We start from the raw sequence: 21,221 nt of genomic DNA, 5'->3' as shown, positions 1-21,221 counted from the left end.
TGGGCTATGAACTCATTTGATAACTTTTATGGAAAAATTTGCTTGGACAAAAACGAAAACTTCTCATGAAACTTTTCATCCAATAACATTATTTCTGCTTTTCTGCTGATAGCTTGGTTTCCAAACTTAACATCAATGATAAATTCATCACTCAGCATCTGCCGATACCGGGATATAATCTCTTCTTCCATCAATTCTCCCATTGACTTCGTTTCGGTCGGGATTACAGGGATTCCAGCTTGCTCTACCAAGTGAAGATTTTGTTTGATATCTGTAGCTACTTTGCTAAGAATGCTTTCACTTATTGCTGTCTCAATATCTACCATTCCTTCATTCGTATAAAAATGCTTGTTGACTGCAGCGAGTGCAGCATGTGAAACATGAAATGCTTGAATATCTTTTTGTATTTCATAATGCATTTCAGCTGTTTCGAATATCAAAGCAAGCTCCTTAACTCTTTCGGTCGTTTGTCCATTTATTTCACCAAAATAAGTTTTGGAACCAAATTGAGCGTATAAAATATCCTCTTTAATGTCTCCACCTGCACCAGGGAAACCTGGAAGTAACCGATCACCTACGATCTCTAGCCAGGAATTATAACCAATAGTGTTGGTCAGTGTAATTATTGTTTTGCTCTGATTATTTTTGATCGCAGACAGGGCAGATTCTGCCTGATCATATCGTACAGGAACAAAGATAAAATCATAGATGTCATCATCTGCAAGCTTTTCGACCGTCTTAATGGATAGTTGCTTTATCATTCCGTTGTCGTTGTATCTCAAACCCTTCCGCTTAAGTTCATCCAGCCTTTTTCCCCGAGCCAGTAAAGTGACGTCAAACCCCGATTGTGCAAATCTAAGAGCGTATAAACTGCCAATCACACCAGCCCCAAAAATTAGAAGTCTATTTTGTTTTATGTTCACTATTATCATTCCTTCCGACTAACTAGTCACTGATTGTTTAAGCAACATCTGTTTGATAAGATAATAGTATGGCAAGTTTATGCTTACAACCGTCAGTGTAAGAAAAGAGTTGCATAGACAACAAATTCCGATAATTGATGTTTTAGAAAGGGGATATTCAGATGGTACATCAAGAAGATCCGAGAGTAATACGGACTCGCCTGTTAATAAGAGAAGCTTTCAGAAATCTTTTACAGACTAAAGGATTTGATTCAATGACAATAAAAGATATCTCACAGAAAGCTACGATAAACCGGGCTACTTTTTATGCTCATTATGAAGATAAATATGCTTTACTCAATGAATTTACAGAACAGTCTTTTCATCAAATGATTCCTGAACAAGTAATAAATGCACGGGAGTTTTCAGATGAAATATGTAACCAGCTGATCTTGTTGACTCATCAGTACATCGTTGATTTTTATCAGAAATGCAGAATGGATTCCAAATCCATTGCTAAGCTGGTGGATGAGAAAGTGAAAAATATGCTGCAGCAAATCATTGAAAACATATTTCTGAGAGGGGATAAATACGATATTGCAGACCGCCAACATACAAAGATCATTTCAGCAATGACAGGTTCAGCGATCTATGGCGCTGCATTTTCTTGGTTAATTGAGGGGGAGGCTGATCAGACCGATTTACTTGTGGACATTGTTCGTCCTTATGTAATGAGTGGCCTGGGACTCTTGATAAGATAGAATAGGAGCGCTTACAAGTATTACTCTCGGGACAAATCCCACGAACATTAAAATTTAATCACTTCGCCAAGATTATTAGAAAGGTGGAACCTATGGTTGATTTTGACTGGTCATTTTGGGAGACGGTATTACTATATTTCAAGCTCACATATTTAATCAGTCATCGAATCCTTAATTGCAAATATCCAAAAAAACTAACGCTTCAGACCATTCCGAAGCGTTAGTTTTTTGTATGCACAATTTATGTTTCGTCATCTAACGCATGTCTAAATCCAGGAAATAATAATTCTCAAATTAACTATTTTAAATTTTATGAAAATGATATAAGATAGTGTAACAAATGAAACGATACGTATCGTTCTATAATTACATCCTTTTAATAATTTAAATAACATCTAGGAGGTGAAATGAATATGAACTTGAAAAACAAAGAACCTCGAAGTAAAAAAGAGATTCTTACTGCAACACTTGAAATGTTAGAATCCAACAGTTATTCATCTTTAACGATTGAGGCGATTGCAGCACAAGCTGGAGTAGGCAAAACAACCATCTATAGATGGTGGGAAAATAAAGCGCGTCTTGTACTGGACGCTTTTCTAATGACCGTAGAATCAGAGTTTGAATTTGATAGTAATAAATCCATTCAGGATAACTTCAAACAACAGCTTGAAGCTTTAGCTCGTATCCTCAATAGCAAAATCGGGAAATCCACTTTAACTATAGTTACAGAGAGCGAAGAAATCGCGAAAGATTTTTACGTATTGTTTTTAATGACAAAAAGAAATGAAGCCAAACAATTACTCCAAGCAGCCATAGATATGGGAGAATTGAAACCAGCAATCAACCTTGATATAACTTTAGATCTGCTTTATGGTCCCATATACTTTCAAATTCTCATCTATAAACAAATTCCGGATGCGGATTACATAAACGATTTGTTGATCCATGTCTTGGAAGGCATCACTGTTGCAAATTAATAGTAAACCGGGGGATATTTACTTTATGAATCAGACGATAGACGTTCAGAATTACAATAAGAACTATTCATTAATGACGATTATTTTATTTTGGTGTGGATTAGTTATTTTAACTAGCATGTATATTACAATTCCATTATCCGAAGTATTTTCACATGCCTTTCAGATTAGCTCGAGTGAGGCGGCTTGGATTGGGAGTTCATTTTCTCTTTGTTATGCTCTGGGCTGTCTTTTGTATGGACCTTTTTCAGACAGATATGGACGTAAAGTATTTTTAGTAGCCAGCATTATTGGGTTAACCGTAGTTACGCTTGCATTAGGATTTGTGGATAGTTTTTACGGGCTTATTATGCTCAGAGGAGTGCAAGGCCTAGTGGCTGCTGCTTTTGCACCTATTGCGCTAGTGTATGCAGGGGAGATGTTCCCGCCTCATAAAAGACTAACAGCCGTTGGATTTATAAGCTCAGGACTGTTAATGGCAGGTATAGTAGGCCAGGTTTTTAGTGGGATTGTTAACGAAGCTCTTGGCTGGCGTGCTATTTTCTTTATTTTGGGGATTGTGTATGGTATTACTTCAGTAATAGTAATGAGGTTCCTTCCTAAAGATGAAATACTAAGACCGAAAGAAAATGTTCTGCGGAAGTTTAAACAAATGATAATTCTGCTAAAACAATCACAATTGCTTTTGGCTTTTGCGATAACCTTTATGCTTCTATTAACTTTAGTTGGCATGTACACCGTTTTGGGAAGTTATTTAAGCTCAGCTAAGTTTGGTCTTTCCTCACAGGATATCCTTTATATTCGTGCATTTGGAATCGCGGGGATGCTTTTATCACCCTTTTCCGGAAGAATTGCTCAAAAACTTGGAATGGCCGCTGTTCTAAGGGGAGGCTTAGCTTTAGCTGCAATTGGGTTGCTTGCTCTAGGTTTTAGTACGAACCTGCCACTTCTTGTCCTAATGAGCGTTGTATTTGTGGCTGGTATCGCGCTGGTAACTCCCGTTATCATCTCAATCGTCAGTCAATTAGGGGGAAATGCAAGAGGGTCTGCGATTTCATTCAATGCATTTATTCTATTCCTAGGCGCTAGCACAGGCCCGATATTAGCTTTGAAATTACTAAAAACAGAAAATTATTCGTTATCCTTTACTATATTAGGTTCTATTCTTTTATTAGGTTTTTTAATCTCTCTTTTTCTTAGATTATCGGCTAGGGTTCCAGTAGTGAAAAATGAACGGGCTGCTACTTTACCCACAGAGTGATAGGAATGAATAAAGAAACGGAGATTTGCATTGTTGGTGGTGGACCTTCTGGTCTCTTTCTAGGGCTGCTGTTAGCCAAAAACGGAATTAGAGTTACCGTACTGGAAAGTCAAACAAGCTTTAATCGCAAGTTCAGAGGAGAAGTTCTTCAGCCTCGATTTGTAAGGCTCATGAAAGAGTTGAATCTGGAACAGCGTCTTGAAAAGTATGAGCATATAAAATTATTTAATGCTGAAATATGGAATAATAAGAAATATATCACTCAAATTGATTATGAAAAAGAAATGCCGGAGGCACCTTACGCAATTAAAATAAAACAATCCGTCCTGTTAACTTTTCTTTATGATCTAGCAAAGGATTATAGTAATTTTGAGCTCATTTTTAACGCAAAGGTCACTTCAACTATTAAAAGTGCAAATCGAACAGTCGGAGTAAACGCCTTAGTAGATGGACAAATGACTGCGATCCATGCTTCTTTAGTAGTCGGAGCGGATGGACGGATGTCGACGGTTAGGAAGACAAGCGATTTTTCTTTTAAGTATAAAAAAGAAGATTTTGATTTAATCTGGTGCAAAATATCGACTAATGAGTTCAAGCTAAATCAAAAACTCCTTTTCAGATTGTCTGATTTTAGTAACTTCATAGGGCTTCCTTATTCCTCTGATTGTGTGCAGATAGGTTTTACAATGAGGAAAGACCAATGGAATTCCATAAAAAGCAAAGGCATCGAACCATTAAAGCTTGAATTCATAAAGGCCTTTCCTGAGCTTAAAGAAGACATTGAAAAGATCATTGATTTCAAATCGTTTGTTTCTATCCAATCAGAGACTTTCATGGTGGACAATTGGCATAATAAGGGTTGTATTCTAATCGGTGATTCTGCACATTGTTCCTCACCACTCGGAGCTATCGGATTGTCCTTGGCTTTTGAAACAGCGCTGGTCGCTGCTGAACTTATTGTTGCATCAAAATTAGAGCCAAATCATGAATACAAGTGTTTAGATCGTTTGCAGCCCATTCGTAATCGGGAAATTCGTTTTGTGCATTTTGCTCAACAGTTGATAATCAGCATGGCCGTTAAATCCCCTAAAGGGGTTAAAAAATTCTCGCTAGCCTGCATGAAACTGATGGGAAATAGCAGGATCGCAAGATATTTAATGCGGAGATTCTTTTTGGGGAGTCCTAAAATAACGGTTGATAATGCCTTCAAATTTTAACGCAGCCTCATTCCTAAGTAGAGTTCATTGGGAATGAGGTTATTTTAATTTGCTGAAACGCAAAGAATTTGTATAGAAAACGCTTTCTATCCATTGTAAAATACAGGATGAGGTGTAATTACAAAACAAGGATGGAAATCCCATGCGGATCAAATTTAATATTTTTCAGAAAATGTTAGTGTTGTTGCTGATTCTGCTAACTCCGGTCGTGGCGCTGTACTATTATTCTACCTCTAAGAGCATCAACGTCATACAGGAGGAGCTTATCAAAGCCAGCCTGAACCGGATGGAGCTTTTCGTGGCACAACTGGATGCCAGCATTGAGAAGTTCGACTTAGTCTCCGCACCTATGCTCGTTGACACGAACGTGCTGGAATACCTTTACAACCTCAACATGAGCGATTATTCCCTAATGAAGACAAGGCTGCTGATCCAAGAGAAGCTGTCGCTGGCCAGCGCATCGGGCAACTGGCGCAATGACGTGACCGTCTATTTCCCGCAACGAGACGATAGTATTTCTTCTTCCCCCTCCTATGAATATGACCTTAAAGAGTTTGATAGCCGATTTTCGCTAGGGTGGAGCTACAGCGAAGATTTGGAGATTGGCTCCGGTTTTACTCGAACTTATGTCACTACGGGTTACAAACCAGCCCGTCCGGACGATCTGGATGTTGCCGTTCGCATTAACCTCTACAAGTGGAGCTTTGAAAATTTGCTTGATACCTACAAATCTGGTCACTCTGACAACCCGTTTTTTTACAAAGAAGGACATGCCATCATCGCCAGCCGATCCGCAGATGGGCCCAAGATGGACCAAATTATCGCGGAATTAGGCGACAGGATCAATAGCCGGGATTCAAGTTTTTTAATTCATTCCTTCGACGACAGGCCTTATCTGATTACCTATTATTATTCCAATATTCTTGAGTGGCATCTCGTCGATTCTGTTCCACTTAACCAGATTATCGGACCTATCAAGCAACAGAGGTTATTATTTGGAGCTTCTTCGATTATTTTGCTCCTATCCTGTATTACCGCCGCGTCTGCTTTGTACTGGAACGTACATCGACCTATCTTCCAACTTGTGCGTGCGGTGCAGAGGATTAAGGAAGGCGATTACGCGTACCGGCTACCGAAGAAATCAAACAATGAATTCACGTTCCTGATGCAGAACTTTAACGAGATGGCGACGCAGATCCAAGATCTCATCGAGAATGTCCTACAATCGCGTATCCTTGCGCGCGATGCCACGCTAAAACAGCTACAAGCACAGATCCATCCTCATTTTCTGTACAATTGTTTGGGTTTCATCATTAATATGACCAAAATGGGAAAGAATCGGGCAGTTATAGACATGGCGTATCATCTGGCCGACTATTACCGGTATACGACGCGAATGGATAATCAAGGAGTCAGCCTGGGTGAAGAACTGGCGTTCGTGCGCATTCACCTCGAGATTCTACGGCTTCGCAATGAGACACTGTCCTACAGCATCGAACTGCCTGAAGAGTTGGCGGAGCTGCGAATTCCCCGGCTTCTTATCCAACCAATCGTGGAGAATGCGATCGTGCATGGACTTGAGAACGTCGAATATCCAGGCCGGGTTGAAATTAGAGTTTACGTCAATGAAGACCAATTGCACTTGGAAGTGGAGGATAACGGAAAAGGATTAAATAAAGAACGGATGGACCAACTGCAAATGGAGCTTCATATTCCGGCCAGCGAATATGCAGGCTGCGGTCTTTGGAACGTATATCAAAGACTGCAAGGCAACTTCGGTTCAGACGCTCAAATTGAGTTTTGCCCGTCCGGACTGGGTGGTCTAAACGTGAGGCTGAATTGGAGACAGGGGATGAAAGAAGAAACGAAGGAGGAAGAGCATTGAATAGCCTGCTTGTAGTTGATGACGAGAAACATTATGCGGACAGTCTGGCAGATACGATTCCATGGGAGACACTTGGTATCTCCCGCGTTTGGAAGGCTTACAGCGCGAGCGAGGCACTTGCTCTGATAGACTCCTTCCCCATTGACATCCTTATGACGGATATCCGTATGCCACGCATGAACGGCCTGGAACTGATCGAACAGGCCAGGCTTCGTATTCCAGGGCTGAAGTGCCTGCTGCTCACAGGTTATGCGGACTTCGATTACGCCCGAAAAGCGATTGAGCTGCAAGCGCTCGATTACCTGATGAAGCCCGCGAAGGACGAGCAGCTACTTACGGCAATGGGCCGGATCATTAAGCAGCTTGAGCAGGAGCGATCAATCGAACAGGGCTTCCGTATCTACCGAGACAATAGTGCAGAACTGAAAGCAGGGTTGTTGCTCAAAGTGCTCAGCGGAAATCTGAATGGCAAGGCGCTTGCGGAGAAGTTAAAGCTGTTTGACCTCCCTCTTCCAATACCAGGTCATGTCTCGATGTGCCTTGTCCGGTTGGGTTCCCCTTTCGACGGACAAGATCTCTATTCGCAGTCACTGATCCGGTTCGCGGTAACAAACATGCTGGAAGAATTGCTGATGGACCGCTATGACTGCTGGTCGGCTGCGGATGATGAAGGAAACCTGCTCGCTCTGGTATACGACCTATCAGGAGCACCACCCGAACCGGAATGGGTGCTCGAGCGGATAGAGCGATTAAAGAAAGAAGTACAGCGTTTGCTTAAAGGTGAAATTTCTGTAGGAGAAACCGACTGTCTATTCCCGGAAGAACTGCAAGCTAGTTATATGACAGCTAAATCACGATTGGTTAGTGACAGTTTTTCGGATGGGCAGGTGCCAGAGCGGAATGAAGAGGAAGCGCGTCTTATGCGCAAGCTCTATGAAACGCCTCTGCTGACACATCTTTTGGAAACGGAGCAATGGGAAGCGGCGGAAGCTAAGATCCGAGCGTTCGTGTCACCGCTTATGCATACGGGTTCACCTTACCTCATGCGCGACGTCTTTTTCTTTCTCTCCAATGCCTTCCAGTATATCGCGAATCGCAGTGGCAGGACGCTGGCCCAAATGCTCACTCCTGAGCAATCGGCTTTCGTAAAAGGAAAAGCAATGCTGCACGCGTCGCAGCTGGAAAGCTGGGCGCTCGACTTACTACGCACACTTCGCGATAAGCTAGGGGAGGAGACCGAGGACCACAGCCAGGTGATCGTCCGGAAGACGCAACTCTACATCCAGAAGGAGCTGGACAAGGACTTGTCACTTACTTTGCTGGCCAAACGCGTCTTCGTACATCCTAACCATCTGTCAAAAATCTTTAAGCAGTGTACAGGCACTACCGTATCCCAATATATTTACGAGCAGCGTATGCTCAAAGCCTGCGAGATGCTCAAGCATACAAATAATAAAATCTACCATATTGGTGAAAGCATTGGCTATCCCAATACTAACTGGTTTATTCGGAAATTCCGTGACTATTATCAGGTGACGCCGCAGGAATTCAGGGACAGATACCGATCGGGAATGGAGGGATTGGGCCGGTGAAGAAGCAAAAAAGAAAGGCCATCTTTCTATGGGCAGTTCTGAGCGGAGTGCTGCTAGTTTCCGGCTGTTTAAGTAGCACAGGGAAAACGGCACAGAACAGTACATCCAATGGGGAAAAGAAGCCGGTATGGGACTTTAAATACGATCCGCCTATAACGATCACAACAGGAATCGTAGACGAGAATCGGCCTAACGCATTCAAGCCAGATGAGAGCCTTACTGACAACGTGCATACCCGCTGGATGGAAGATAATCTGGGAATCGTCACGAAGTTTGATTGGATTGTCAGCAAGTTCGAAGATGCAGATACCAAAATTCGGCTCGCGCTGGCTGTGAATGGCAAGCTGCCGGACACCCTTAGCGCTGAAGGAGACATCCTGAAGTATCTGCTCAAAGCCGACAAGTTGCTTCCGCTGGATGATGCCATCGAGAAGTATGCTCATCCTAAGCTAAAAGAAGCGCTGGAGAAGTACGCTTATACCATGGCAGAAGTGACCAAAGACGGCAAGATATATGGACTTCCCCGTTTTAGTGCAGGAGATGAGGGAACGGTCATGTGGATCCGTAAGGATTGGCTTGAGAAACTGTCGCTGAACCCGCCTACGACGATAAGTGAGTTGGAGAACGTGCTGAAGGCATTTTCTGAACAAGATCCTAATGGGAATGGCGAAGATGACGAAGTTGGTCTAGCGGTTCCGCTGAAGGAAGGTCCCTGGAGCTGGATGGGGCAGACAGATGCGATTGCCGGAGCTTTTTCAAGGCAGATGATTAGCACGTCTGACATCAAACTGTTCTGGAATGAAGACGAGAAGGGCAGCTTGATCTTTGGCGCCGTACACCCGGATGCTAAGAAATACCTGGAAACGATGGCATTCTGGATGGCGAAGGGCTATATGGACAGGGATGCAGGCATGCAGGACCCGAGCCAAGCGTCCGAACTGGCGGTTAACGGAATGGCCGGTGTCATGTTCGGCCCGTTTTGGATGGGAGCCTGGCCGCTCGGCGATACAGTGAAGGTCGATCCCGAAGCGGCTTGGCAGGCTTACCCCCTTCCTGCCGGACCAGATGGGTTAAAGGGCAAGGCACAAAAGCCGTTGTACGGTATCTACACGGTGTTCAGCAAGGATTTCACGAATATGGAAGCCTGGTTCGCTTATTATAACAAGTTGCTTGCCAAAAATTTCGGCCCGGATGACCCGTACTTCGATCCCCGATTCGCACAAGGGTTTCACGAAGGTTACGATTATGTGATCATGAACGACAAGGTCATTACTGTCAATTTCGCCACTGAAGGCGTGCCAAATGATAAGTGGCCGCTTGCGGACGGGTCTTCAATGGATATGCGCTGGATGCTCTATCCGCTGACAGGTGGCGCTCCAGCCTTGCCTTATATGAATGCGGATGCAATCAGAAAATTATCTGAAAATTCGGAAGCCATAGTGACGACGCCGATCGAACAAGCTATTAAAGGTTTAAATTCAGCTCAACTTACGGCGGCTGGGGTGGCGATTGCCGAGCAGGGACTCGAAATCCCAAACCGATACCACGGACCTTTAACGGACGGGATGGAGAAACACGGAGTGTTCCTGCAGAAACTCGCAACGGAGAGTTATCTGAGCATCATTTATGGCGAGAAGCCGATCTCCTACTTTGATGAGTTCGTAGCCCAATTTTACAAGAATGGCGGCGACGTAATCACGAGAGAAGTAAATAATTGGTACATGGAAAACAAGCCATAATATTGTGGCTTGTTTTCTTCTATGTTCCTTTATTTCTTCTATATAACAGGATTAACTTCGTGAATTAAAATGATTTTATTAGAAAGCGTTTTCAAAAAAAGAGGTGATGGTATACGAAGTTAATCATAGAGTAACTCTCACTAACTAAGTGTAAACTTTCGAACTGATTTTTGTATGAAGCGGAGCGAAGCAGTTTATGCTCACAAAACTTTTTAGGAGGAGAGGTAATGAGGAAAAAAGTAAGCGTGTTTCTGGCATTAACTATGTTTGTGACTATCTTTTTTTCAAATCCGATCAAGACTAATGCGGCAACCCCCGAAGCGCCTGCAGGGTGGAGAGACTTACTAGATTACCAAATATTCAGTAATATATCCGACGGCTGGGCAGGAGATAGCGGGTTTGGATTGGAGACGGAGAACAGCAAGCTTCCCATTGATTCTACAGCAATGTACAATGGATTGCCTTCATTATTGTTGAATGCGAAGACGCCTACCAGTCCTTCCTGGTACAACGCTTTAATTACGGTTGCCGGCTGGAAAGCATATGACTTTACCTCTTATCATCCAAATGGATTCCTTGAGTTTAATATCAAAGGAAATGCGGGCGGAGAGTCCTTTTTACTGGGCTTCAAAGACCGGGTATTCGAAAGAGCTGCCGGCAATGAAATTACCACTACAGTAAACATTAACAACTACGTCAACATTACTACAAGTTGGACCCATGTGAAGATCCCGTTAAAGGATCTAATTCAGGTCTCCCAAGGAATTGATGTATCTTCCATAGATGCATTATCCATCAAGAATAATGGTTTTCAACCTTTAAAAGTGTGGCTTAATGACATTAGGGTTACGTCTCCCGATAAGGAGAAAGAGTACGCCCCCATCAAGGTCAATCAATTAGGGTATCCCGTAGATGGAGTAAAGCAAGCGCTTGTAACCGGTTTTGAGGATGTGCTCACGGTCGATGCAGGTACTACGTTTAACATTATTAACGCCACAAATAATTCGACAGCTTACTCCGGAACGCTTGTACTCACCAAAAATTATGATGCTATCGATAGCGGGGAGCGTATTTTTACCGCCGATTTCACAAATTTAACGATTCCGGGAAAATATTATGTTTCAGTGCAGGGTCTTCAGAATTCGCCCAAGTTCACTATCGGCGAAGCTAACGAAATCTATGAACCCTTTTTAAATGACGTAACGAGATACTTCTATTACCAGAGAACCGGGATTAATATTACCAGCCCATACACTCAAAATTATCAAAGAACAGATTTTACTCCTGACACCGCAGTACCTTTAATGTCCAACCCTTCCATCAAAAAAGATGTTTCCAAGGGATGGTACGATGCGGGCGATAAAGGCAAGTACGTTAACGCAGGAGCCAAAGCCTTGTCGGATCTCTTCTGGGCCTATGAAATGATGCCGGAGAAATTTACAGACAATCAATTTAATATTCCTGAGAGCGGAAACGGCATTCCCGACATCCTGGATGAGGCAAGGTGGGAACTGGAATGGATGCTCAAAATGCAGGATGCTGCAACTGGCGGTTTCTATGCGCGAGTGACCTTTCAGGATGACGACAATATGGTAGACAGAGAAATTATCGATAAGGATACGGTAAGCTCGCGGACTGATATCAAAACGACCGCCGATACAGCTACCGCAGCCGGTGTATTGGCACATGCCTACTTAATTTATCAGAATATTGATCCGGCTTTTGCCCAAAGTTGCTTGGATGCGGCAATAGACGCATGGGGGTACCTGGAAGCACATCCGGAAAATATTCGGACGCCTAACACGGGCAGATGGCCTTACGATGTGACGGATGACGCTTCGAATCGTCTGTGGGCTGCAGGCTCCCTGTACCGATCGACCGGCGATGCCGAATACAATGATTATTTCCTGGCGAATTACACCGATATGGGAATATTTTTTGAGGATACCCTTGATTTCGCCAGTGGTTGGGCAAACACCTGGAATACAGGCTTCTTCAGTTATCTGAAAGCCGCTAATCCGGACTCCGGAGTCTTAAGCTGGTATTCGGATAAATTCCAGCAATGGTTCAATGACAAAGTGAGCAGATATAACGATAGCCCTTGGAAAAGCATCATAAAAGATGGTAACTACTATTGGGGAATCACCATGCAGGTTGCGGACACACCGATGGAAATGATCATCGGTACGAAGTTACTGGGAACTTTTGAGAGCAACCGCGCTATCATTAATGAGATTAACAATAGTCAGTTAGACTGGATTCTTGGCCAGAACCCGGTAGGCGTATCTTTTGTATCAGGTTACGGTGATAACAGCGTGAAATATCCGTTCAGCATCATGTATAGAACAGATGGATTACCTGGTGTACCTAAGGGATATCTTGTCGGAGGACCGAATAAATACTCCAACGACATAACCGTAGGAAACCAGATATCAAGATTTGCAGCCAAAAACTATACCGATAACTTCCAAGAATGGACTACAAATGAACATACCGTTTATTGGAATTCAGGGTTGGTATTCATTGCCGCATTCGCAACCGGAAATAGCAGCAACTCGACCATTAGTCCAACGACTGCTGCCTTTGATAAGAAAACAGCAAATCAAGCTGATATTCCGGTGACTCTAACGTTGAACGGCAACACGCTCACCGACATTAAGAACGGTACGACATCTCTCGTTGTGGACACGGACTATACCGTTTCGGGCAACACGGTCACTCTACACAAGAGCTATCTCGCGCAGCAGCCAATCGGCAAGGCGAACCTCACTTTCCTGTTTAACGCCGGTTCATCTGCTACGCTATCCGTTGCTGTGAACGATTCGTCGGTTATTAACTCGGCGATCAGTCCGACGACCGCTGCCTTTGACAAGCAAATCGCGAATCAGACCGACATTCCGGTGACCTTGACGCTGAACGATAACACACTCATCGGCATTAATAATGGCACGACTGCCCTAGTTGCTGGTACGGACTACACCGTATCAGGCACGACAGTGACGATTCAGAAGGCATATCTGGCTGCCCAACCGGTGGGAACAACGACGCTGACGTTCAACTTTAGCGCAGGAGCAAGTGCGAATCTTGAGGTCTCCGTGGTCGATACCCCCACTGCCGAAAGTGGATCTATCAAAGTGCAGCAGTACAATTCTCCTGTTACGGCAACGAGCAATTCGTTGAGCCCACGGATAAAGCTGAAGAACACCGGTACCACTGCCATCAATCTGTCCGACGTGAAGCTTCATTATTATTACACGATCGATGGGGAGAAGGACCAGAATTTCTGGTGCGATTGGTCCACTGTCGGCAGTAGCAACGTAACTGGCGACTTCGTCAAGTTGCCGGCTCCTTTGACAGGAGCTGATCATTATCTGGAAATCGGCTTTACGAGCGGAGCCGGAAGTTTGGCAGCTGGAGCCAGCATTGAGCTTCAGATCCGCGTGAACAAGACCGATTGGACGAACTACACGCAGACGGGAGATTACTCCTTCGATCCGACCGATTCGACTTACACCGATTGGAGCCATACAACTGGCTATATCGCAGGCGCTCTTCAGTGGGGAACAGAACCTCAATAAGTAACGTCACAATTGACGTTACGGCTCAATAGTGAAAACCTGAACTCCCCATTACCGCCTAAACAACGGTGTGGGGAGTGTGTAAGACAGTGAAAGGAGTGCAACAACTCTATTGAAAGCTATGCCGCTTCCTACAAATAGGAAACCAATACGTACTGTACGTAATTTTTCCATCGTGAAGAATCTTCGTACTTACTGGATGTTCTACGCAATGATGCTGCCGGGAATCGTTCTGCTTGTAATAAATAACTACATCCCTTTGTTCGGGATCGTTATTGCCTTTAAAACAATCAATTACCAGGACGGAATCCTGGGAAGCCCATGGACAGGGATGAAGAATTTCGAATATTTGTTTGCCTCGAAGGATTCGTACATCATCATTCGCAACACATTGCTTTATAATTCGCTGTTTATTGTATTGAACATGGCGCTTCCTCTAGGGTTCGCCTTGATGCTTAACGAGATGAAGAACCGCTTCCTCTCGAAGCTACACCAAACGATCATGTTCCTGCCATACTTCCTGTCGATGATCGTCATCTCGTACTTAGTGTATGGGTTCATGAGCGACGAGCGAGGATACTTCAACGGCACGTTGCTGCCGGCGCTTGGTCTTGATTCCGTACGCTGGTACTTCACGAAAGAAGTGTGGCCGATCGTTTTGCCGATCATTAACACGTGGAAAAACATGGGGTACTACACGGTTGTGTACATGGCAGCAATCATTGGTATCGACGAGGAGTACTACGAAGCCGCGACAATTGATGGGGCAAACAAGTGGCAGCAGATCAAGAAAATCACGATTCCCTTGATCATGCCTGTCCTCACGATTATGACTTTGCTGCAGGTTGGCCGGATCTTCAATGCCGACTTTGGCCTATTCTTCCAAGTGCCACGTGAATCGGGGGCATTGTTCCCTGTGACAAACGTTATCGATACCTATGTCTACCGCACCTTCCTGACCGTTGGGGATATCGGACTTTCCTCAGCAGCAGGCCTGTTCCAATCAGTCGTTGGTTTCATCTTGGTTTTTGTATCTAATTGGGTCGTTCGCCGCTTTAACCGCGAGAACGCGCTGTTCTAAGAGAGGAGCCCTTATGACCAATACAATGAGTAAATCCTTATCTGGGTCCAATCCAAAGAATCAGCTGTCGGGATGGGCGTCAACCCTCATCAACATCTTCTTTGTCATCTATTCGGCGCTCTGTATCCTACCGCTTTTGCTGATTCTTTCGGTATCGTTCTCCGATGAGCAGTCCGTTATGACACACGGATATCGATTTATGCCCGAAAATTTCAATCTGGCAGCCTATCGATTCCTAATGAAAGATATCAGTCAAATCGTTCATTCCTATGGAATCTCACTAACCGTCACGGTGATAGGTACGATACTAAGTGTCATCATAATAGCTCTGTATGCGTACCCCATTTCACGGAATAATTTTCCGCAGGCAAAGTATTTTACATTTTTTGTTTTTCTAACGATGCTGATTTCCGGTGGCTTAGTCCCTTGGTACTTGGTATACGTACAGATGCTGGAATTAAAAGATACACTTTGGGCACTGATCATGCCGCTGATCATGTCCGCATTCTGGGTACTGATCATGCGCACTTTCTTTAAGGAGACCGTACCTGAAGCTGTGCTGGAGTCAGCAAAAATAGATGGGGCAGGGGAGCTACGGATATTTATCCGAATTGTATTGCCATTATCTCTGCCGGTTCTGGCAACCGTTGCACTGTTCCAAACACTGACATACTGGAACGACTGGTTCCTAAGCCTAATGTTTATTACAGACAACCACAATATATCCGTGCAGTACTTTCTTTACAAGATGATGGTCAACATCCAGTACTTATCCAGTAACCCGAACGCGATGGCTGAAATTACCCGAGCTGGCGGAATGATCAACTTCCCAAGTGAAACCGTGCGTATGGCGATGGTGGTTGTAGGTGTTGGACCTATCGTATTTGCTTACCCGTTCTTCCAGAAATACTTTATCAGAGGCCTGACAGTAGGCTCCGTTAAAGGCTAAGATTGCCGATCACTTACGTGGGCACGGAAACGGCTAAAACCAGTATATGGTTTAGCATATCATTTTATTTTATGGGGGGATTACTTGAAAATGAAGGATACGAAAAGCAAGGCTTCACTGCTTCTCACACTGATGCTTATTTCAGCATTAGCCACTACGGCTTGCGGCAATTCAAACAACTCGAACAACGCTACACCAGATAATGCCGGAAAAGAAAGCGCCGCACCGAGCTCATCAGCGAACTCAACCACCGATAACACATCCAATGAGCCCTCGAAGCTGGAGCCTTATAAAATAAAGCTGGTCTACGAAGGAGCTCCACAGGCGGACGAGGCTATCGTCGAGGAAGCGCTGAACAAGATCTTGACCGAAAAAATCAACGCGACGGTAGATATCGCACCAATCGATTGGGGAGCATGGGATGATAAGACTAACCTCATCATCGCTTCTCGAGAGCCCGTAGACATTCTATTTACAGCCTCATGGAACGGGTATGCAAAGAACGTTGCCAAAGGTGCTTACTTAGATCTCGGTCCCTTGCTCGATCAGTATGGCCAGGGCATTAAGGATAGCTTAGATCCAGCTTTTCTCGATGGCTCCAAAATCGGCGGCAAAAATTATGCAGTCCCTACGAATAAAGAATTGGCATCGTCAGGGGGCATTGTGTACCGGAAGGATATCGCTGATGAACTCGGCATTGACATGAGTAAAGTGCAAAAGATCGAAGATTTAGATGCCGTTTATAAGATCGTTAAAGAGAAGAAGCCAACCATGTATCCGCTGTATACAACGGGTGGCACGTTCGCCTCTCACTCCTTTGTGGAATTGGATTTTTTAGGTGATACGACGATACCTGGCGCTATCGATAAGAATGGCACGGAAGCGACAGTCAAACCGGCCGAAGAGTATCCACAATACTTAAATGCATTAAAAGTAACCCGTGATTTCTTCCAGAAGGGGTATCTTAACAAAGATGCGGCCACTTCCCAAACGTCATCCCTTGATGCTTATAAGACGGGCAATGTATTTTCCACTGTAGAGCCTCTTAAGCCAGGCAAAGCAGAAGAAATCGCATCCGCGACAGGACTTGATGGCAAGCTTGCACAAATTACTTTAACAGGTAAAACGGTCGCCACATCGGAGACTACCGGCGCCATGTTAGCCATCTCATCAACTTCCAAGAACCCGGAACGCGCCATGATGCTGATTAACCTGCTTCATACAGATCAAGAGATTATTAATCTGCTTAACTTCGGTATTGAAGGTACACACTTTACACTTAATGGTAATGTTATGACGCAGACGGAGAAGTCAGGACAGTACGCACCGGGCGTCGCTTGGGAGCTGGGAAATCAATTCCTGAACTATGTCTGGAGTTCGGAAGCTCCAGACAAGTGGGAGCAGTTCAAAAAGTTCAACGAAGGCGCTAAATCATCGCCGGCACTGGGCTTCACCTTTGACAGCGAGCCAGTCAAATCCGAAGTCGGAGCACTAGCAAACGTTCTAAGAGAATATCAAAAGATGCTTGAGACCGGATCGGTTGATCTGGACAAAGAATTGCCGAAATTTATCGCCGCCCAAAAATCGGCCGGCCTAGATAAAGTCATTGCTGAAAAGCAAAAACAGCTTGATGAATTCCTTGCCAGTAGATGATATGTGTTCATAGCAAATAAAGGACCTACTCATTGTTCTGGATAAGAACAATGAGTAGGTCTTTTTGACTTTCGCTATATAATTCACAGTGTCAACTAGGCTTTAAGAGGCTTGGTCGAATTGGCTATTATAAAGCTCCGCATAAAAACCATTTTTGGCAAGTAGTTCTTCGTGGCTGCCGCTTTCCAGGATATCGCCTTCCTTCAGAACCAGAATCACATCGGCGTTCTTAATGGTTGAGAGTCTATGCGCAATAACAAAAGAGGTTCTTCCCTCCATGAGCTTATCCATTGCCTGCTGAATCAAGAGCTCTGTTCTTGTATCGACTGAGCTTGTAGCTTCATCGAGGATGAGCATTGGGGCATTTTTGAGCATCGCGCGGGCGATCGTAAGCTGTTGCTTTTGGCCCGTGGATAAATTAACTTTGTCATTTAGTATGGTATTATAACCGGCACTTAAGGTCTGAATGAAATGATGCAAGCCTACCGACTTACAAGCATCTTCAACTTCTTTATCGGTTACACCTGTTTTGTTGTACACTAGATTTTCCCTGATAGTGCCCTCAAAAAGCCAGGTGTCCTGCAAGACCATACAGAATAGATCATGGATGTTTTCTCTTGTTAAGCTGCTGATGGGGGTATCATCAATATAAATCTCTCCGCCCTTTAATTCATTAAACCGTATTAGAAGATTTATCAGTGTAGTTTTACCTGCGCCGGTAGGGCCGACTATAGCAATTTTTTGCCCAGGCTTAATCTCTGCAGAAAAATCTTTAATCACAAGTTTATCTGAATTTTCATAAGCAAATTGCACATGTTCAAAATCAACTTTGCCCACAGCAGTTTTAAGATGTCTTTCTTTATGACTTTCATTGTCCATTTCGTCAGCATCGAGGAACTCAAATACACGTTTGCTTGCCGCGGAAGCCGATTGCAGACTTTGTGCGGCTTGAGCAATCTGAGAGAGCGGTTGTGTAAAGTAACGGACATACAGTATAAAGGCTACAATGACCCCAAAGGATATCGTTCCGTTCATAGCTAGAACAGCACCAACTACACAAACGGCCACAAAACCTAGATTGCCTATAAACATCATAATCGGCATCATAAGACCGGAGAGGAACTGCGCTTTAAATGCACTATCTTTAAGATTCATATTCAGGGATTCAAATGTATTGCGCATTTGTGATTCACCATTGTAGGCTTTCACTACAGTATGTCCTGTATATACTTCCTCCACATGGCCATTGATTTTCCCTAAGTATTCTTGCTGACTTTGAAAATACTTTTGGGATTTTTTCATAATTGCCGCTATGAGGCCAAAGCCAATGATAGTTGCAACTACCGCCGTAATAGTCATGATCACATTTGTTTTGAACATCATGATGATGGATCCCGTAAAGAGGGCAAGGGCAGTTACCAATGTGCCTACGCTTTGGTTTAAAGCTTGCCCGATCGTATCCACATCGTTGGTAACCCGGGACAGGATGTCACCGGTTGTAGAATTATTATAATAAGAGATCGGAAGTTTGTTCATTTTGCGTGAGAGATCGGCTCTTAAGTTTTTGGAGACCTTTTGCGTAACTGCGGACATAATTAATCCTTGTACCAAAGATAACACAGCGCTAAGGATATAGATAAATACAAGGAAAAGGCCGATAGAAGTTACTGCTTCCATATCAATTCCGGTGACGAGGCCGGCCGTGATCAAGTCTGTCATCTCCGAAAGCTTATCCGGTCCAAGCAGAGTCAGAACCGTACCGATTGCTGCACTAATAATAGCTATAAGAACTACAGGGATATATTTTCTGCAATAGTGGAGAAGTTTGCTCCACGTGTTGAGTTGCTCTTTGCTTTTGTTCATTAAGCTAGTTCCTCCTTTGAAAGTTGTGAGTAAGCAATCTCTTGGTAGACATCACAGGTCTGCATCAATTCATCATGTGTTCCCATGCCTGCCATTCGTCCGGCTTCCAGTACAATGATTTTGTCTGCGTCTTTGATTGTACCGATCCGTTGGGCAACGATTAGTATCGTTGTACCGCTAGATTTTTTCTTCAATTCACTTCGCAATTTGCGATCCGTCTTATAATCAAGCGCTGAGAAGGAATCGTCGAAGATTAATATTTCAGGACGACGGGCAATGGCTCGGGCAATGGAAAGACGTTGTTTTTGACCGCCAGACAAGTTTGTACCGCCTTGAGAGACATGAGCCTCGTAGCTTCCTTCCATCTTTTCAACAAAATCTGAAGCTTGAGAGGTGTAAATGGCATCAACAACATCAGAGGACAGATCACTGCCATTATCGCCAAAAGCAACATTAGAGCTCACCGTGCCGCCAAACAAAATCGCTTTCTGAGATACATATCCCATTTTATTGCGCAGTGCAGTTTGCTCATATTGGTTAACATTAATACCATCCACCAACACTTCACCTGCTGTAGCATCATAAAAGCGAGGAATCAGGTTCACGACGGTACTTTTTCCGCATCCGGTTGAACCGATAAAGGCTACAGTTTCTCCTTTTTTCACCGTAAAGCTGATATCTTTAATAACGTATTCTTCTGCATCCGGATATTTAAAGCTGACATTTTTGAATTCGACCTCACCCAACCGATTTGCCCTGGAGGAAGTAAGTGATCCGTTCTCTAAGCTTGGCTTAGTATCCAGCACTTCATTGATTCTTTTAGCGGATACATGGGCACGAGGCATCAGGATAAAAATCATGATCAGCATCATGAATGCCATAACCACCTGCATCGCATAGGATGAGAAGACAATCATATCTGAAAATAAGCCCATCTTCGCCGTACCATTGGCATTTTGAATCAAAATAGCACCAATCCAATATATTGCGAGACTTAAACCGCTCATAATCAGAGAAATACTTGGCATCATCATGGACAGTACATTATTGGCGAATAAATTCGTTCGGGTAAGCTCGCTGTTGGCTACGCTAAATTTATCTTCCTGGTAGCTTTCCGCATTATACGCACGAATGACACGAAGGCCGGTAAGATTCTCTCTTGCAACACGATTAAGATTATCAGTCAGTTGCTGCAATTTTTGGAATTTCGGAAGCACTAGCACGATCACTATGCCGACAATAAGAATCAATACCCCAATGGCGACACCGGTAGCAAGCGACCACTGCCAACTCTTGCCTGTAATTTTGAGCATTGCCCAAACGGCAAGGATGGGAGCCTTCACCAGGAGTTGCAGACCGATGACAATCAGCATTTGCACTTGTGTAATGTCATTTGTTGAACGGGTAATTAAACTAGCTGTAGAGAAGTTGTTGATTTCTTCCATAGAGAAAGACTGTACCTTATCAAACAATTTGGAGCGTAATCTTGAAGAGAAGTTGGCGGCAATTTTAGCGGCGATCCCTGCCACTATAATTGATGTGGCTAAGCTGCCAAGGGCACAGAGCAACATCCAGCCTCCGGCTGCAATGATTTCGCTCATTTCACTCCCTGGTATCTGTACAAGACGAGTAATCTCGCTCATATAACCGGGCAATTCCAGATCCAGCCATACCTGTGTGACAATGAATAGGATGCTGATACCGATTAGGGCCCATTCCTTCGGTTTTAAGTACTTAAGTATAGTTACCATACATCTGACTCC

At 44.0% G+C, this 21,221-nt stretch carries 14 protein-coding genes; 11 read left to right on the top strand and 3 right to left on the bottom strand.

What is annotated here, in order from left to right:
• Window positions 1-26: 26 nt before the first annotated feature.
• The gene (locus MHH63_RS12720; RefSeq protein ID WP_339187013.1) at window positions 27-923 is read right to left on the bottom strand and encodes a ketopantoate reductase family protein; all 897 of its coding nucleotides are present in this window, start codon (window positions 921-923) and stop codon (window positions 27-29) included.
• Window positions 924-1,084: 161 nt separating this feature from the next.
• On the opposite strand from MHH63_RS12720, the gene MHH63_RS12715 reads away from it, so the two are divergent.
• The 11 genes from MHH63_RS12715 (at window position 1,085) to MHH63_RS12665 (ending at window position 17,595) form a co-directional block, all read left to right on the top strand.
• The gene (locus MHH63_RS12715; RefSeq protein ID WP_340393524.1) at window positions 1,085-1,663 is read left to right on the top strand and encodes a TetR/AcrR family transcriptional regulator; all 579 of its coding nucleotides are present in this window, start codon (window positions 1,085-1,087) and stop codon (window positions 1,661-1,663) included.
• 413 nt (window positions 1,664-2,076) lie between these two features.
• A complete protein-coding gene (locus tag MHH63_RS12710) occupies window positions 2,077-2,640 on the top strand; it encodes a TetR/AcrR family transcriptional regulator (RefSeq protein WP_341171617.1) in 564 nt (187 codons plus the stop codon).
• Window positions 2,641-2,665: 25 nt separating this feature from the next.
• Window positions 2,666-3,901, top strand: a complete 1,236-nt coding sequence (locus MHH63_RS12705) for an MFS transporter (protein ID WP_339243529.1) — start codon at window positions 2,666-2,668, stop codon at window positions 3,899-3,901.
• A 5-nt stretch (window positions 3,902-3,906) separates the two neighbouring features.
• Window positions 3,907-5,118: an FAD-dependent monooxygenase gene (locus MHH63_RS12700; RefSeq protein ID WP_339282114.1), complete on the top strand. Its 1,212-nt coding sequence runs from the start codon at window positions 3,907-3,909 to the stop codon at window positions 5,116-5,118.
• A gap of 142 nt (window positions 5,119-5,260) precedes the next feature.
• Complete coding sequence (locus MHH63_RS12695; RefSeq protein WP_341171616.1) at window positions 5,261-7,003, top strand: sensor histidine kinase; 1,743 nt, start codon at window positions 5,261-5,263, stop codon at window positions 7,001-7,003.
• Window positions 7,000-8,595 carry a response regulator gene (locus MHH63_RS12690; protein WP_341171615.1) on the top strand — a complete coding sequence of 532 codons (1,596 nt, stop codon included), beginning with the start codon at window positions 7,000-7,002 and terminating at the stop codon, window positions 8,593-8,595. The genes MHH63_RS12695 and MHH63_RS12690 overlap by 4 nt, the downstream gene beginning before the upstream one ends.
• Window positions 8,592-10,334, top strand: coding sequence for a hypothetical protein (locus MHH63_RS12685; RefSeq protein ID WP_341171614.1), 1,743 nt, complete (start codon window positions 8,592-8,594; stop codon window positions 10,332-10,334). The genes MHH63_RS12690 and MHH63_RS12685 overlap by 4 nt, the downstream gene beginning before the upstream one ends.
• Before the next feature lie 227 nt (window positions 10,335-10,561).
• The gene (locus MHH63_RS12680; protein WP_339243533.1) at window positions 10,562-13,912 is read left to right on the top strand and encodes a glycoside hydrolase family 9 protein; all 3,351 of its coding nucleotides are present in this window, start codon (window positions 10,562-10,564) and stop codon (window positions 13,910-13,912) included.
• Window positions 13,913-14,033: 121 nt separating this feature from the next.
• Entirely contained in the window at window positions 14,034-14,993 is a 960-nt protein-coding gene (locus MHH63_RS12675) for an ABC transporter permease (RefSeq protein ID WP_038574490.1), read from the top strand.
• A 13-nt stretch (window positions 14,994-15,006) separates the two neighbouring features.
• Complete coding sequence (locus tag MHH63_RS12670) at window positions 15,007-15,942, top strand: carbohydrate ABC transporter permease (protein WP_081383287.1); 936 nt, start codon at window positions 15,007-15,009, stop codon at window positions 15,940-15,942.
• Window positions 15,943-16,032: 90 nt separating this feature from the next.
• On the top strand, window positions 16,033-17,595 hold the full coding sequence (locus MHH63_RS12665) for an ABC transporter substrate-binding protein (protein ID WP_076130604.1): 1,563 nt from the start codon (window positions 16,033-16,035) through the stop codon (window positions 17,593-17,595).
• Between the two features lie 102 nt (window positions 17,596-17,697).
• Here MHH63_RS12665 and MHH63_RS12660 read toward each other — a convergent pair whose 3' ends face one another.
• Both MHH63_RS12660 and MHH63_RS12655 read right to left on the bottom strand, forming a co-directional pair.
• Window positions 17,698-19,458: an ABC transporter ATP-binding protein gene (locus MHH63_RS12660; protein ID WP_036677200.1), complete on the bottom strand. Its 1,761-nt coding sequence runs from the start codon at window positions 19,456-19,458 to the stop codon at window positions 17,698-17,700.
• Window positions 19,458-21,209 (bottom strand): ABC transporter ATP-binding protein, encoded by a 1,752-nt coding sequence (locus tag MHH63_RS12655; RefSeq protein ID WP_341171613.1) that lies wholly within the window; start codon window positions 21,207-21,209, stop codon window positions 19,458-19,460. Before MHH63_RS12655 ends, MHH63_RS12660 begins: the two co-directional genes overlap by 1 nt.
• Window positions 21,210-21,221 lie beyond the last annotated feature (12 nt).

This window comes from Paenibacillus sp. FSL H3-0310 (assembly GCF_038002785.1).
GTDB classification, from domain to species: Bacteria; Bacillota; Bacilli; order Paenibacillales; family Paenibacillaceae; genus Paenibacillus_AQ; species Paenibacillus_AQ odorifer.
Note: the sequence above shows the minus strand (reverse complement) of the source record. Positions and strands in the feature narration are given on the sequence as shown.

Excerpts from the sequence above, each read along its gene's own strand:
- MHH63_RS12715 (WP_340393524.1), top strand. The coding sequence starts at position 1,085 with ATGGTACATCAAGAAGATCCGAGAGTAATACGGACTCGCCTGTTAATA.
- MHH63_RS12710 (WP_341171617.1), top strand. The coding sequence starts at position 2,077 with ATGAACTTGAAAAACAAAGAACCTCGAAGTAAAAAAGAGATTCTTACT.
- MHH63_RS12705 (WP_339243529.1), top strand. The coding sequence starts at position 2,666 with ATGAATCAGACGATAGACGTTCAGAATTACAATAAGAACTATTCATTA.
- MHH63_RS12700 (WP_339282114.1), top strand. The coding sequence starts at position 3,907 with ATGAATAAAGAAACGGAGATTTGCATTGTTGGTGGTGGACCTTCTGGT.
- MHH63_RS12695 (WP_341171616.1), top strand. The coding sequence starts at position 5,261 with ATGCGGATCAAATTTAATATTTTTCAGAAAATGTTAGTGTTGTTGCTG.
- MHH63_RS12680 (WP_339243533.1), top strand. The coding sequence starts at position 10,562 with ATGAGGAAAAAAGTAAGCGTGTTTCTGGCATTAACTATGTTTGTGACT.
- MHH63_RS12675 (WP_038574490.1), top strand. The coding sequence starts at position 14,034 with ATGCCGCTTCCTACAAATAGGAAACCAATACGTACTGTACGTAATTTT.
- MHH63_RS12670 (WP_081383287.1), top strand. The coding sequence starts at position 15,007 with ATGACCAATACAATGAGTAAATCCTTATCTGGGTCCAATCCAAAGAAT.
- MHH63_RS12665 (WP_076130604.1), top strand. The coding sequence starts at position 16,033 with ATGAAGGATACGAAAAGCAAGGCTTCACTGCTTCTCACACTGATGCTT.
- MHH63_RS12660 (WP_036677200.1), bottom strand. The coding sequence starts at position 19,458 with ATGAACAAAAGCAAAGAGCAACTCAACACGTGGAGCAAACTTCTCCAC.
- MHH63_RS12655 (WP_341171613.1), bottom strand. The coding sequence starts at position 21,209 with ATGGTAACTATACTTAAGTACTTAAAACCGAAGGAATGGGCCCTAATC.